Genomic DNA, 14,998 nt, shown 5'->3' with positions numbered 1-14,998 from the left:
TAGTCTTTTTGCGTTACATTGATTAACTCACTACTCCCAACCCGGATTTTGTGTTAATACTCCTTTGCTTTTGTAAATTTCTGCACGCGGAATGGGGTACAGGTTTTGCTTTTCGGTCCAGGTTTTCTGGAAAGTCTGGCTCAATACAAAAGGTGTATAGACAAAGGTTCCGTTGGCCTGTTTAATCACATCCATGCCTTTCATAGGTACTCCAATGGTGGTAGCGCCAATTTTCCAGCGCATAATATCGTACCAGCGGTGATCTTCGAAAGCCAGCTCAATTGCACGCTCGTGCCTGATGGCAGTACGCATTTCATCCTGGTTCATGTTGGCTTTAAGCCCATAAAGGTTATCGGCACCTGGTTGAATGCCAGCTCTTTTACGGATATCAACCAGCTGTTTGTAAACTGATGCATCAGCACCTACGGCTTCGTTTTGTGCCTCGGCATAGTTGAGCAATACTTCGGCATAGCGGAAATAAATGTAATTGAGCAAGGTGGTACTTCCACCTACGGTACGATATACCTCAGGCCAGTATTTTTTGCAATAGTAGCGCGTAGCGGTATAAGTAATGGTAGTACTGTAATCGAGTGCACCTGCCGGCGATGACCACATCTGGATGGCTCTACCTTGCCACGGGCGATCGTTGTAAATGATGTTATCGTAAAAACGAGGTTCGCGGTTGGCATAAGGTTTCTGCGGATCGTAACCAGAAGTTGGATCGGTAATGGCTTTTCCATTGGCCATTTCGTACATATCCACATGGTTTTGCGTAGGGTTCATTTGTCCTTGCGCACCACCAGAACCTGGCGACATTGAAAAATCCTGCATCATTTCTCCTGCCAGTGGCGTATTGCCTTTAATGCGGATCATGATGTATTCTGATGAAGTAGGCACATTCAAAATATCGCCATAAGTGGCTTGCAAGGCGTAAGGACCAAATTCGCCATTCATTAATCTTTGCGCAGCAGCGGCAGCAGCAGCCCATTTGGCTTTATCGCCTGTTGGGTTATTTAACGGACTTGCGGCATATAAAAGCACCCGGGTTCTTAAAGCCTGCACTGCGCCCTTGGTAGGTCGGCCATAATCGGCAGCGGTATAATCGGCATCGTTACCTAATTTGGCTTCGGCAATAGCCAGATCGGCCAGGATGTATTTGGTTACATCATCAAACGAACTTCGGGGTAGATTCAATTCGTCGTTAACGGTATATACCTTATCAACAATAGGCACACCACCAAATCTTTTGGTTAATTCGAAATAAGACATGGCGCGTAAAAAACGCATCTCGCCCTCTACCCTCACTGGTTGAAAAATGGGAACAGTAGCAGGTGGCGCCGGCGGAACATCAGCCAAACGCGAAAGCATTTTAGTTTCGATGGCAATACCGGCATACATTCTTTTCCAGATATCGTAAATATCGTTTAACGAAGCTCCGTTACTGTGATCGTGGTACAATCCCCGGTTTAAAGTGGTTACCGTACCTTCCGAATTACCCGAAACAGCCTCGTCTGATGCCTGCGCTACGCAACCGCGGTGATCGTTAAAGCGTACGTATTTGTTAATTACATAATTATAAGCGTTATCTGCAAAGCGGGCAGCCTGTGCCGGATCTGCAAAAATTTCATCCTCACTCAAAGCCACACCAGGTGTTCTTTCCAGGTAGTCTTTTTTGCAGGAAACAGCAAACAGCGTTAATAAAACAATGGCTGTATATATCTTGTAGTTTTTCATGAGCTTAAAATTGAACGTTTAAACCAAAATTGTAAATCCGCGATGTTGGATAAAGCGCCTGTAGCGGGAATGCCGTGTTAATGGTGTTTACATTCTCCGGATCGATATAGAACTTATACTTGGTCCAGGTGTAAATATTCTGCCCCTGTAAGAAAACCCGCACATTGCTTAGTTTTAAGGTACTCATCCACGATTTTGGAAGTGTCCAGGCCAGCTCAATATTCCTGATTTTTAAATAAGCTGAATTTTGTAAGGTAAAATCGTTTAAAGCATAATTTAAAGATGCTGTACCACGGGCATGCAATGCCGGCCAGGTGGCTGTTGAAGCAGTAGCCGGTGTCCACGAATCGAGCATGAACGGATACATTTGCTGACCATTGTTCTGCTCGTTTAAAATTACGTTTGAGCTTACGTTAGCTACGCCCTGAAATAAAGCTGAAAGCGAAAATCCTTTATAGCTTACCCTCGGACTAAAACTGTAAATGTATTGCGGAGTATTGGTATAGCCAATAGCATCCTGATCTAAATTGGTAATTACACCATCGCCATCCAGGTCTTTGAATTTTAAATCGCCCGGAATTGGATTGTATCCCGATAACTTGGGTGAAGCGGCAATATCTGCTGCCGACTGGAAAAACCCATCTGTTTTATATCCGAAAAACTGACCAACACTGGTACCTTTTCTGGCCAGTGAAAAAGGCATGCCATCTGGTTCATCGTTCTCCAGGATTTTATTTTTATTGTAACTCAACTGCGCATTTAGGCCAAAAGTTACGCTACCCACAGTACGCTGGTAATCGAGCTCAACTTCGTAACCTTTATTGTACACTATCCCTTTGTTTAAGTTGGGGTAAGCATGCCCGAATAATGCAGAGCCGCTCAGCGCTGGTGTTAAAATATCTTTACGGGTTTCGTCAAAAAGATCAACGGTTAATTTCAGGTTATCGCTCAGGAAACGTGCTTCCATACCAATATTTCTTTTGGTACCGGTTTCCCAGGTTACTTTATCGTTCCCTAAGGCAGTATCGCCTATGTAAAGGGTTGGGTAATTAACCAGGGCCAGCGGATTGCCGAATGGCGCACCGGAATTGGCGGTGTAGGTGGTTAAGAACAAGAAACGGTTATCCGAAATCCTGTCGTTACCAACCTGCCCGTAACTTCCCCTGATTTTTAAATAGGTTAACACATTGTTCTTTTTCCAGAAAGGCTCGTTAGTAAGCGTCCATCCTGCTGATACTGCTGGAAAGAAACCGTAACGTAAACCTTCGGCAAAGTTTTCAGATCCGTTGTAAGAACCATTGAATTCGGCAAAGTAGCGTTCATTATAATTGTAGGTAACCCGGCCAACAACACCCTGCGAGGCACGTGGCGGAGCCGTAAATGGTGTAGCGCCGGTAGTGCGGATAAGCTGTCGTGTACCCAGTAACAATCCGCCCACGTTATGTTTCCCAAAATCGCGGTTATAATCAAAACCGGTTTGCAGGTTCATGTTGGTACTTCCACTGGTTACCCCTCCATCCTGCACGGCACCTAAAGGCTCATCACGATTACGGGTATCGGTTGATAAAGTAGCCTGTCCAGTTGCAGGATTGTAAACATAAGCCGCCCAGTTGGCATTTCTCCGCTCAATATTGTTGTAATAAGAATCGTAACCAAAAACAGTTTTAAAACCTAAACCCTTGGTAATAAAACCCAGTTTATAGTTTAAATTGAAAGTACTTTCTATCGTGTTGTTATCATCGTTACGGGTTCCGAAACGGGTTAGTACTGCAAAAGGATTCCAGATATTGGTACCAATGTTCGGGTTAGCGGTAATCCTGCCATCTGGTAAAGTTACCGGATAAGCATAAGCCGGAACCTGCAAAATACGCGAAATCATCCCCTCAATGGTATCATAAGAGAAAGCCGAAGAAGACAACAAACCGGCAGGCTGATAGCGGTTGGCAAAACGACCTCCCAGCTTAATCCCAACGGTAAAATCTTTGTTCAGGGTTAAATCTACGTTCGAACGGAAATTGTAACGGTTGTAATTGGGTACAGTATTGATGCCATAAGGTGAATCGAATTTCTTGAAAATACCATCCTGGAAAGCATAACCTGCAGAAACAAAATACTTGGCAATTTTAGTACCACCGTTAATGTTAATGTTATGCTGGGTTTGGGCATAATATTTTTTGGTTAAATAATCGAACCACTGCACATCGGGGTAACCAATCGGGTCTGAACCATCTTTGAATTTTTGCAGTTCGGCATCGGTAAAAAATGGCGCTTTACCATCGTTTACATATGATTGATTTAATAAAGATGCATTTTCAAAAGCGGGTAAACCAACAGCCAGGCCGGTATAGGTTTGCATGGCAATGTTACCGGTGTACGTTACTTTCGGCTTACCAATTTTACCTTGTTTGGTGGTAATTACGATGATACCATTCGCACCCCTGATCCCGTAAATTGCTGTAGAAGCCGCATCCTTTAAAACCGTCACCGATTCAATTTCGCTTGCATCTACATCCGAAAAACTCGGGCGCTCTACCCCATCTACCACTACAATTGCAGCATTGTTAGATCCGTAAGTGGCTACACCACGTACCTTTAACTGTGCGGCATCGGCTCCGGGTTGCCCACTGGTTTGCACGGCCAGTAAACCGGGTAAACGACCAATTAAGGCATTTGTAGGACTTGGAGTTGGCGATTTCATTACCTCTTCGGCACCAATCTGTGCCACAGCCCCGGTTAAAGTAGATTTTTTCTGCACGCCATAACCTACCACAATTACTTCATCCAGTCCCTGCGTATCGTCTTCCAACACTACATTTAATACAGTTTTATTATTTACAGCTACATCTTTAATCGTGTAACCTACATAAGTAAATGTTAAGGTGGCGTTACCTGCAGCTTTGATCGAAAATTTACCATCGTTATCGGTAACAGCACCTTGTGAAGTACCTTTAACCCTAACACTTACACCGGGCAAGGTAACTCCTTTTGCATCTTTCACTGTACCATTTACTGTGCTTTGTGCAAAGGCAGTAAACGATGCACTCATCAATAAAAGGAATGTTAAAATATAAAGCACCTTAAACCTTTGGAATCGCTCCGTTCCTACACTGGCAAAAGTCCTTTTTAAATTGTAAAGTATATCCATAATTATTATCAATATTTTAATCTGTTTGGTTAAAATTTAATGCATAGCATATCCCTTCCGGTTCATTTTTATTGTCTGGAATCAATAAAAGGAACAGGTTTATATATTTTGCAGCCAGCTTAAAAATCAGGCTGACAGCCGGGAAATTAATTGGTCTTTAACTAAAGTCTATGCGTCTTGAGGATGGTACGATCTTATCTTCAAAAAGTAACATTTTTGAGATAAATCTACGTAAGCCTGTTCAGCCAAATTTGGAGTCTTTGCACTTGCCCTGATCATACAAAAACAATTGTGGGATGATTTCATCATATTTACTTGGTTAGTTTGAGTTAGTGGTAACGAATGTAGAAAAGCTAAAAGGATAAAAGTCTTTCAAAATAGCTTAAAAGGCCATAAAATCAGTTGAAACTCATTTCAAACGTTTGAAATAATTGTGTTTTTTTCTTAACTATGCATTGAGATTGGAAAAGATGACGAACAATACCCCTGTTACCCTGAAGTTCCTGGCTGAAAAGTTAAAGATGTCAGTATCAACAGTATCAAAAGCCCTTAATAACTATCCTACCATAAATGAATACACCAAAAAACGTGTTCAGGAGATGGCTCGCGAATTGCATTTTACCCCCAACAAATCAGCCATTAATTTAAAGGAAAAGAAGTCGCGCATTATCGGTATTATTTTACCCAATCTTTTAGATCACTTTTTTACGCGCAGTATTTATGGGGTTGAGCAGTTTGCAACCCAAAACGGCTACAATGTCATCATTAGCCAATCGCACGACGATCTGGAAAAAGAAATCCAATCGGCCAACATGTTGCTGCGCAGCCGCGTTGATGGATTGATCGTTGCCATATCTAAACATACACAGGATTTTGCGCACCTCGACCAGTTCGAAAACATGGGCATTCCGGTGGTATATTACACCCGTAATCCGAGTTTCAATTTAAGCTGTCATAAAGTTTTAGGCAACACCTTTCAGGGCTGCTATAAAGCCACCCAGTTTTTAATTAACCGCGGGCATAAAAAAATAGCCTATCTGGGTGGACCAAAAATGATCAATTTTACGCACGATCGCTTTAATGGCTACATCAATGCGCTAAAAGATAACGGAGTGCCTTTTTCGGCAGATTTGGTAGCCTATACCGATTTCGATAAAGAAAATACCATTTCGGCTATCCAGAACCTTTTCGACAATCCACAAAATACACCTACTGCCCTGGTTGCATTTAAAGAGCCCATTTTATTCGATGCAATTAAATACCTCAGGTCGATCAATCATCCCAACCTGGACCAGATTGAATGCATAGGTTTTGGAAACACTTCTTTTATCAGCTATCTGGATTCACCGCCCATTGCATCAGTTGAAGAAAACCCCGAATCGGTAGGCGAAAATGCCATTAAACTTCTGCTTCAGCTTATCAATAGAGAAATTGATATGGAAAATTATCAGAAAGTGATGGTGGATTGTAAACTCATTGTGCACGAAGCATAATTTAAAAAAGTCAGGCTATAATATATCATTAAGAAATTAAGACAGTTAAGAAATATTAGTCATATTAAAACTTAATGTCCTTAAAACCTTAATGGTAAAAAATAATCTGGAGTAAGCGGTACGAAATCCGAAGAAGCTAGCTCCCTTCTTCACATACCCTAATCTTAAATGCCCTTAGGTGTCTAAGGTGGTAAAAAAGAGTCCGGAGTCGGAAGACAGGGTGCCTAATAATATCATTAAGAAATTAAGACAGTTAAGACATGTATGCTGTAAAAACTTAATGTCCTTAAAACCTTAATGGTAAAAAATAGTCTGGAGTCAGCGGTCCGAAGAAACTACATCCCTTCCTCACATACCTAATCTTAAATTCCCTTAAATGTCTAAGGTGGTAAAAAAAGTCCGGAGTATGAAGTCCTGAGTCGGAAGACTGGGCGTCTAATAATATCATTAAGAAATTAAGACAGTTAAGAAATATTGGTGATACAAAAACTTAATGTCCTTAATCCCTTAATGGTTAAATGCTTCAACAGCTTAAATGTCTTTTTAAGCACACCATGTAAGATTGCTTCGTCGGCTGAAAAGCCTTCTCGCAATGACGAATCTCTCCCTCCTAGCTTCCCAATAAAGAAAACCGGTCTTTCATTTGGTTCCTGTGTTTCTCATTGTAAGCAAAAGCAACAACAATCAGTAATCCCGCTATCCCTTCAAAAGCTACCACCACCTGTGTACCGAAAAGGTGGGCTAAATACCCCATTAACAAACTCCCGATAGGCAATACCCCCTGGTAGGCCATAATGTAATAACTAAGCGTTCTTCCACGCATTAAATCATCGGCATGGGTTTGCAAATAGGTATTTATAGATGAGGTTTGCGCCATTAAACCCAAAGCAGCCAAACCGGTACAAATTAAAGCCAGGATGAGTGATGGCGAAATAGCCAGTGCTACTACCGATAGGGCCAGTAAAATACCCGACATCATCACTATTTTCTGCAAATTCTGATTTGCCTTTAAAGTTGCCATGTAAATAGCGCCGAAAAATGCGCCAAAACCAGCTGCACTTTCAAACCAGCCAAAGGTGGTGGCATTGCCGTTAAAAATATCTTTAGCAAAAACCGGCAACAACGTGGTAAAAGGAATTACCAAAAGGCTCGATGCTGCCATCATTAAAACCATTGAAGCAAGATCTGGCGATGCCTTTAAATAATCATATCCCTTTTTCAGGTCAATCCAAATATTCTCTGTCGATTTTTTATGTTCAGTTAATTTAAGTTTCATCATTACCATACAAGCCAGCACAGCGATAAAACTCACAAAATTGATCAGAAAACAAACGTCTTCGCCCAATGTACTTAAAATTACCCCTGCCAAAGCCGGTCCAATTAACCTGGCCGCATTAAACATCGATGAGTTTAAAGCGATTGCATTTGGTAAATCTTCTTTATCATCAATTAAATTGACCATTAACGATTGACGTGCCGTTACATCAAAAGCATTGATCAGCCCCTGCACCAGCGAGAGTGCCGCAATCCAGAACATATCATACACTTTAAACCAGATCATTAAAGCCAGCGCACCTGCCTGCAGCATTAAAATCACCTGCGTAATGACCAGGATTTTATACTTGTTATGCCTGTCTACGTAGCTCCCTGCATAGGGCGCCAGTACCAGTGATGGGATTAGACTTAAAAAAGTAATTAATCCTAAAAGAAATGCCGAGCCCGTTAAGCGGTAAACCAACCAGCTAATGGCTACACGCTGCATCCAGGTACCAATTAGCGAAATAGCTTGTCCTGTAAAAAATAACCTGTAATTATAGTGCCTTAGTGAACGAAAAATACTCATGTTTAAAATAGTAAAGTAACTTTACAAAAATAGAATTTTTAAACAGAACTATAAAATCAAAATCATCTTGTTTTATCATATCAAATTCATAAATAACAGGTATTTTCAAAAAAACAGTATTTACCTATAAAATTTAAAGCTTATATTTGTAAAGTTTATTTACCATTACTATGCCAACGCAAACCCAGGATATTGCAGCCCGATTAAGAAGTACGGTTACCCGTTTAACCCGGCAGCTACGCAAACAAAACGTAAGCTCTGAGTTTAGCAACGCCGAATTGCTTACCATGTCGTTATTAGAGCAACATGGCAAAATGTTATCTACCGAGCTGGCTGATATGGAAAGGGTATCTAAACAGGCCATTTCACAAATCATTAACCGTTTGCACGATGCCAAATGCGTAGAACGTTTTCCCAGCGAAGACGATAAACGCAAAGTATTTATTGGCCTGACCAAATTGGGCGAAAAACACATCATTGCCACCCGCAAAATAAAAGAAGAGTGGCTCGTTCAAACCATGGAAAAAATTTTCTCTTCTGAAGAAATTAACCTCATCCAGGCCTTCCTGCCACTCCTCTCGCGCCTGGTAGAGCACAACGGCAGCCGTGTATAGTTTTCTTTTTTCCTTCGGCAAATAAGCCGTATCTTGCACCCCTTATATGGCACTATATTTTACTTCCATAAACTCGGGCAGCAACGGCAATTGTTACTATGTTGGTAACGATAATGAAGCTGTTTTGGTTGATGTGGGCCTAACCTGTAAGGAAGTTGAAAGACGGATGGCACGCCTGGGCTTATCCATAAACAAAGTCAAAGCCATTTTTATTTCGCATGAGCACAGCGACCACATTAAGGGCCTCACTGTTTTTGCAAAAAAATATAAACTTCCGGTATACATTAGTACACCGACCTTAAAAAGTAGCCGCCTTTTACTCGATGCCGCCAATACCTTTTCTTTAAGCCACCTGCAAACCATCCAGATAGGTGATTTAAAAATCGCAGCCTTTTCTAAATTCCACGATGCAGCAGATCCTTATAGCTTCACTATAGAATGTAACACAGTTAAAGTTGGTGTTTTTACTGATATAGGTGCTGTTTGCGATCGACTCATAAGCCATTTCAAAGATTGCCATGCCGCATTCCTGGAGGCCAATTACGACACCCAAATGCTTCAAAATGGCAGATACCCTTATTTCTTAAAACAAAGAATTATGGGCGGTCATGGCCACTTAAGCAATGCCCAGGCGCTTGAGCTCTTTACCAACCATAAACCGGCCTACATGAGCCATTTGTTGTTGAGCCACCTGTCTAAAGACAATAACGATCCTGAACTCGTAGAAACACTTTTTAAAAATGTTGCCGGCGATACTTTGGTTAAAGTAGCTTCGAGATACGAAGAAACCGATCTGTATTATATTAGCGCCGATCAAAATACCACACAGGACTATGTTTTTCGTCCGGAACTTTACCAACCCGACCAGTTAAATTTGTTTTAACATTTTAAAGTCACAAAAAACAACAGCTTTTTTGAATTTCAAACACTATAATACTGTATTACAACCAAATACACTTTAAAAACAGGTATAACAAAAACAATCTATAGCTCAATCCATTTTTACCACAAAACATTTTGGCTGTATTGGAGTTATATCTATACTTCATAAATAGTTTGTTTGGTTTATTGAGGGGGCATAAGGATTTATGCCCCTTCTTTTTTGCTTATAACCTTATAAAGGCGCAAAATTTCCTTCACAAAATTTTATTCCCGTTTTGTTTATTTTTTTCTATATTCGAATACATATTCGTCCCCAATATAATGTGTAAACCTTAAATAATAATTATATGGAGACAAGCAAATTCTCAAAATTCAGTGCCGAGTTTCTGGGCACATTAGTATTGGTTTTAATGGGTTGTGGCAGCGCTGTAATAGCAGGTGCCAACGGTACAGCAGGCGTAGGCTTATTGGGCATTTCGTTTGCCTTTGGTCTTTCGGTAGTGGCTATGGCCTATGCTATCGGGCATATATCCGGTTGTCATATTAATCCGGCCATATCTATTGGCATGGTGGTAACCGGCCGCATGAATGCTTCAGAAGCAGTCTATTACATTGTGGCACAAATTTTAGGCGGCATTGCAGGTGCCGCTATCCTCATGTTAATCGCCTCCGGCAAACCCGAGTATTCGCTAGCCGCCAATGGTCTTGGTCAAAATGGTTACGAAGCCTTTTCGCCTCAGCACTATAATTTACAGGCGGGTTTAATTGCCGAAGTTGTTCTTACCTTTATTTTCTTATTGGTAATTTTTGGTTCAACCTCTACCAAAAATATCAACGGGGGCTTTGCCGGCTTAGCCATTGGCTTAAGTTTAGTGCTCATTCACATTGTAGGTATACCTGTAACTGGCGTATCGGTAAATCCGGCACGTAGTATTGGTCCCGCAGTTTTGGTTGGCGGACAAGCCCTAAGCCAGGTTTGGTTATTTATTGTAGCACCAATTGTGGGGGCAGTTTTGAGCGGCATTGTTTGGAAAACCGTTCTCGAACGTAACTAGCATAAAAAGGAAAAGGTAAAATGGAAGATGGAACAATACCCAAATTTCATTTTACCTTTTCTAAAAGCTTAACATGAGCAAAGACTACCCATCTCACATCTCAAGTCTCATATCTCAAGTCTCACATCTCAAGCCTCAAATCCCTTCTATAGGTTCTTTGTAATCAATTCATCAGTTGGCTTAACTTTAGAACGGAAACGGTGCACCAACTCCCCTTTTTCGTTAATCAGGAATTTTTCAAAATTCCATTTAATATCGCCTTGCTCCTCGGTATTGGTTTGCGAAGTCAGGTATTTGAACAATGGGCTAATGTCATCTCCTTTTACACTGCTTTTCTCAGCCAGTAAAAACGAAACATTGTACTTGCCTGTGCAGAATTCTTTAATTTCGGCATTGGTCGAAAATTCCTGACCGCCAAAATTACCAGCCGGAAAACCAATGAGTACCACTTTTTTACCGTATTGCTTCTGTAGTTTCTCCAGGTCTTCGTACTGTGGGGTAAATCCGCACTTAGAGGCCGTATTTACGATCATGATTTTCTTGCCTTTAAACTTTGATAGTTTAATTTCTTTACCATCAATGGTCTTAAAACTGAAATCGTAAACATTTTTTGGCGGGTTTGGCACCAAAAAGTTAAGTAGAATTAAAATTGTGCTTATCATCGTTTTTTATTTTATATACGAATATAAGTACAAATAGTTTTCGTCAGGGTATGCTTCGTGTAAAATGTAAGATGGATGGGTAAAAAGGCAGCTTGTTTTATAATAAGTATGTTTTTTTGAAAATGAAAACCAGTAATAAACAAAGCTAAAATGTAAAATCTCAGCTTGCTTACCGGCGCACCAGCCAGGAGCCGCTCTTAGTAAGTAAGCCATAAGCAATTCAAATCCTTCAGCCAGGATATAAAAAACGCATTAAAACCACTCATTTCTAGCCCTTTTTTCAAAAAAATGATAACGATCACTAAAAAAATCAGCAAAAAATTTGTATTAAATTTTAATCAGGTTTTGATTTATGCTTGAATTATAGCTTTATTTGCACAAAAACGTATTACATGGCAAAAAACTTACTAATCGTCGAGTCACCCGCAAAAGCTAAAACTATTGAAGGCTATTTAGGCAAAGATTTCCTGGTGAAGTCTAGCTATGGCCATATCCGTGATTTAGTGAAGGGTGATATGGCAATTGATATTAAAAATAATTTTGCCCAAACCTACGAGGTGCCCGCCGATAAGAAGAATGTGGTCGCAGAATTGAAAAAGCTTGCCAAAGATGCCGAAATGGTATGGTTAGCATCCGATGAGGACCGCGAGGGAGAAGCCATTTCGTGGCACTTATTCGAAACATTAGGCCTTAAAGTAGAAAAAACCAAACGGATCGTTTTTCATGAAATTACCAAACCTGCCATTTTAAAAGCCATCGATAGTCCACGGGGCATCGATTATAACCTGGTAAATGCACAACAAGCCCGCCGCGTTTTAGATCGCCTGGTAGGTTTTGAGCTTTCGCCGGTATTATGGAAAAAGGTAAAACCATCTTTATCTGCAGGCCGTGTGCAATCTGTTGCCGTACGTTTAATTGTAGATAGAGAAAGAGAAGTTTTAAACTTTAATGCTTCAGCAGCATACAAAATAACAGCCCAGTTTACTACCGGCAAAGGCCGCGAACTGGTTAAAGCCGAATTGCCACAGCGTTTCGAAAGCGAAGCCGATGCGGAGAAATACCTTCAGGATTGTGCCAATGCCAATTTCAGCATCAGCAGTTTAGAAACCAAACCGGCAAAACGTAATCCGGCTGCACCTTTTACCACTTCAACCCTGCAACAGGAAGCTTCCCGTAAATTAGGTTTTTCGGTTGCCAGAACCATGCAGGTTGCCCAACGATTATACGAGGCGGGTAAGATTACCTACATGAGAACTGACTCGGTAAACTTATCAGAAACCGCTATAAATGCTGCAGCAGCCGAAATCAAATCGGCCTACGGCGAAAGATATCACCAGCCAAGGGTTTATAAAACCAAATCGGCAGGTGCACAAGAGGCTCACGAAGCCATCCGCCCAACTTATTTCGACAGACATACGGTTGATGGCGATATTTCAGAAAAACGTTTGTACGATCTAATCTGGAAACGTTCAATTGCCTCTCAAATGAGCGAAGCCTTATTCGAGAAAACCACAGCCCAAATTACCGCTTCAACCCGCAAAGAGCATTTAGTGGCTGAAGGTGAGGTGCTGAAATTTGATGGTTTCTTAAAAGTTTATCTCGAGTCAACCGACGATGAAGAAGGCGATGAAAAAGAAGGCGGCTCAATCTTACCTCCTTTAGCTAAGGGGCAGGAATTATTTTTAAAAGAAATGCAGGCAACTGAGCGTTATTCTCGTCCGCCGGCACGCTACACGGAGGCCAGTTTGGTTAAAAAATTAGAAGAACTGGGCATTGGCCGTCCGTCTACCTACGCACCAACCATTTCTACCGTACAAAACCGTGGTTATGTAGTAAAAGAAGACCGCGAAGGCAAGCAGCGTAAATTTACAGCCATTACTTTGGCCGATGGCAAGGTTAAAAAAGAAACCAAATCAGAAATAACGGGAGCCGAAAAATCGAAACTCTTCCCTACCGATATTGGTGAGGTAGTTAATGATTTCCTGGTTGAACATTTTAAAGGAATCGTCGATTTTAACTTTACCGCCAAAGTAGAAAAAGAATTTGATGAGATTGCACAAGGTTTGCAAGAGTGGACTAAAATGCTCCATTCTTTCTATAATCCTTTCCATACCGAAGTAGAAACTACTTTAGAAACTGCCGAACGTGCTACTGGCGAACGCTTGCTGGGACTTGATCCGGCTACAGGTAAAAACGTTTACACCAAAGTGGGTAAATTTGGTCCGCTGGTGCAAATTGGCGAGCTTGATGAAGAAGAAAAGCCCCGCTATGCCAGCTTAATGCGTAACCAATCGGTTGCTACCATTTCGCTTGACGATGCATTAGAATTATTTAAACTACCTTTCCAGCTACCCGATTTTGAAGGTAAAGAAGTAGTAATTGGTGTTGGCCGCTTCGGGCCCTATGTAAAATGGGGCGAGAGTTTTATTTCATTGCCTAAAAATGAAGAACCGCTGTCGGTAACCTACGAAAGAGCTGTTGAAATTATTCGCCAGAAAATGGACGACGATGCGCCTATTGCTTATTACGAAGGCCTGGGCGTTACCAAAGGAAAAGGGCGTTTTGGTCCGTTTATTAAATGGAACGACTTGTTTATCAATATCCCGGCTAAAGGTTACGATTTCGATAACCTTACACAGGCCGATATTGAAACCTTAATTGGCAAAAAAGTTGAAAAAGAAGCCAACAGGTACATTAAAACCTGGGATGCCGAGAAAATTTCGATCGAAAACGGCCGTTGGGGACCATTTATCCGTTTTGGCAAACTGATGCTGAAACTGAGAAACAACGAAGCCACCAAACAGAAATATACGGCCGAAGAACTGGCTGATATTGACCTGGAAGTGGTTAAAAAGATGATTGTAGAGCAGGTTCCGAACGCTTTCGAAACAAAAAAGAAAGCGCCGGCAAAGAAAAAAGCACCAGCTAAAAAAGCTGTAGCGAAGAAGAAATAAATCACGCCATCGCATAAATGGTTCACAAAATAGAATTGTCATCCTGAGCCTGTCGAAGGACATTAAAATAAGTGCTTCGACAGACTCAGCAGGACAGATTAAATTCAAATTTTAAAAGTTATACAATTAACCGATTAAACAATTTAAACAGTTACCCCCTTTGAAATCAGATTTACCAGAAAATACAGTTGAAGATATTGCCATGGCCGTTGTGCTGATGAGTGAAACGCCGGAAGTAAAAAACTGGACGGTTTACCTTGTTAACCTAAAAAATGAGCCCATTACCAATGTTCTGATTAGCTCTAAAGGTTATGGTGAAAAAGATGGAAAACAGGTAAAAACCTCTGTTTTAAGGCATTTTATTGGCGATATGGAAGCGCAGTCTTTTGCCGGTGTTGAAGCCATAGATCCCGAAGTTTTTGGCCTAACCAACGAATACTGGCTGAGCTATTACATTGACGGCACCATTTACGATAAGAAATTCATTTTCCTTCCCGAAAGCATTATCGATTCTAATTTGATTAAAATCCCACTGGTAAACCGCCCGGGGGTAATGATTAAATAAGTTGGGAGTTTGGAGTGGAGCGTTTGGAACTTCCAGATATGTAGCTTTAGC

10 protein-coding genes are annotated in these 14,998 nt (G+C 41.2%); 6 read left to right on the top strand and 4 right to left on the bottom strand.

All coding sequences use genetic code 11. The features are described 5' to 3' along the window. Window positions 1–30: 30 nt before the first annotated feature. The gene (locus tag BLR37_RS10600) at window positions 31–1,734 is read right to left on the bottom strand and encodes a RagB/SusD family nutrient uptake outer membrane protein (RefSeq protein ID WP_090768289.1); all 1,704 of its coding nucleotides are present in this window, start codon (window positions 1,732–1,734) and stop codon (window positions 31–33) included. A 4-nt stretch (window positions 1,735–1,738) separates the two neighbouring features. After that, window positions 1,739–4,879 carry a SusC/RagA family TonB-linked outer membrane protein gene (locus BLR37_RS10595; protein ID WP_090768286.1) on the bottom strand — a complete coding sequence of 1,047 codons (3,141 nt, stop codon included), beginning with the start codon at window positions 4,877–4,879 and terminating at the stop codon, window positions 1,739–1,741. 470 nt (window positions 4,880–5,349) lie between these two features. On the opposite strand from BLR37_RS10595, the gene BLR37_RS10590 reads away from it, so the two are divergent. Then, entirely contained in the window at window positions 5,350–6,372 is a 1,023-nt protein-coding gene (locus BLR37_RS10590) for a LacI family DNA-binding transcriptional regulator (protein WP_039472179.1), read from the top strand. A 610-nt stretch (window positions 6,373–6,982) separates the two neighbouring features. Here the strand turns inward: BLR37_RS10590 and BLR37_RS10585 are convergent. After that, on the bottom strand, window positions 6,983–8,215 hold the full coding sequence (locus BLR37_RS10585) for an MFS transporter (protein ID WP_090768283.1): 1,233 nt from the start codon (window positions 8,213–8,215) through the stop codon (window positions 6,983–6,985). A 170-nt stretch (window positions 8,216–8,385) separates the two neighbouring features. Between BLR37_RS10585 and BLR37_RS10580 the strand changes: the two genes are divergently transcribed. The 3 genes from BLR37_RS10580 to aqpZ all read left to right on the top strand — a co-directional run bounded on the left by BLR37_RS10580 (window position 8,386) and on the right by aqpZ (window position 10,766). Then, window positions 8,386–8,829 (top strand): MarR family winged helix-turn-helix transcriptional regulator, encoded by a 444-nt coding sequence (locus BLR37_RS10580; protein ID WP_039472175.1) that lies wholly within the window; start codon window positions 8,386–8,388, stop codon window positions 8,827–8,829. Between the two features lie 46 nt (window positions 8,830–8,875). Then, complete coding sequence (locus tag BLR37_RS10575) at window positions 8,876–9,712, top strand: MBL fold metallo-hydrolase (protein WP_090768280.1); 837 nt, start codon at window positions 8,876–8,878, stop codon at window positions 9,710–9,712. Window positions 9,713–10,058: 346 nt separating this feature from the next. After that, complete coding sequence (gene aqpZ, locus BLR37_RS10570) at window positions 10,059–10,766, top strand: aquaporin Z (RefSeq protein WP_090768277.1); 708 nt, start codon at window positions 10,059–10,061, stop codon at window positions 10,764–10,766. 146 nt (window positions 10,767–10,912) lie between these two features. Here aqpZ and BLR37_RS10565 read toward each other — a convergent pair whose 3' ends face one another. After that, window positions 10,913–11,428: a glutathione peroxidase gene (locus tag BLR37_RS10565; protein WP_090768273.1), complete on the bottom strand. Its 516-nt coding sequence runs from the start codon at window positions 11,426–11,428 to the stop codon at window positions 10,913–10,915. Window positions 11,429–11,820: 392 nt separating this feature from the next. On the opposite strand from BLR37_RS10565, the gene topA reads away from it, so the two are divergent. Together topA and BLR37_RS10550 are read left to right on the top strand one after the other, a co-directional pair. Then, complete coding sequence (gene topA / locus BLR37_RS10555; protein ID WP_090768267.1) at window positions 11,821–14,382, top strand: type I DNA topoisomerase; 2,562 nt, start codon at window positions 11,821–11,823, stop codon at window positions 14,380–14,382. A gap of 160 nt (window positions 14,383–14,542) precedes the next feature. Next, window positions 14,543–14,947 (top strand): hypothetical protein, encoded by a 405-nt coding sequence (locus BLR37_RS10550; protein ID WP_090768264.1) that lies wholly within the window; start codon window positions 14,543–14,545, stop codon window positions 14,945–14,947. Window positions 14,948–14,998 lie beyond the last annotated feature (51 nt).

Source organism: Pedobacter soli, from assembly GCF_900101435.1.
Taxonomy (GTDB): Bacteria; Bacteroidota; Bacteroidia; order Sphingobacteriales; family Sphingobacteriaceae; genus Pedobacter; species Pedobacter soli.
Note: the sequence above shows the minus strand (reverse complement) of the source record. Positions and strands in the feature narration are given on the sequence as shown.

What these genes read in the sequence shown, in the direction of transcription:
- BLR37_RS10585 (WP_090768283.1), bottom strand. Translation starts at nt 8,215, where the DNA reads ATGAGTATTTTTCGTTCACTAAGGCACTATAATTACAGGTTATTTTTT.
- topA (WP_090768267.1), top strand. Translation starts at nt 11,821, where the DNA reads ATGGCAAAAAACTTACTAATCGTCGAGTCACCCGCAAAAGCTAAAACT.
- BLR37_RS10565 (WP_090768273.1), bottom strand. Translation starts at nt 11,428, where the DNA reads ATGATAAGCACAATTTTAATTCTACTTAACTTTTTGGTGCCAAACCCG.
- BLR37_RS10590 (WP_039472179.1), top strand. Translation starts at nt 5,350, where the DNA reads ATGACGAACAATACCCCTGTTACCCTGAAGTTCCTGGCTGAAAAGTTA.
- BLR37_RS10600 (WP_090768289.1), bottom strand. Translation starts at nt 1,734, where the DNA reads ATGAAAAACTACAAGATATATACAGCCATTGTTTTATTAACGCTGTTT.
- BLR37_RS10595 (WP_090768286.1), bottom strand. Translation starts at nt 4,879, where the DNA reads ATGGATATACTTTACAATTTAAAAAGGACTTTTGCCAGTGTAGGAACG.
- aqpZ (WP_090768277.1), top strand. Translation starts at nt 10,059, where the DNA reads ATGGAGACAAGCAAATTCTCAAAATTCAGTGCCGAGTTTCTGGGCACA.
- BLR37_RS10575 (WP_090768280.1), top strand. Translation starts at nt 8,876, where the DNA reads ATGGCACTATATTTTACTTCCATAAACTCGGGCAGCAACGGCAATTGT.
- BLR37_RS10580 (WP_039472175.1), top strand. Translation starts at nt 8,386, where the DNA reads ATGCCAACGCAAACCCAGGATATTGCAGCCCGATTAAGAAGTACGGTT.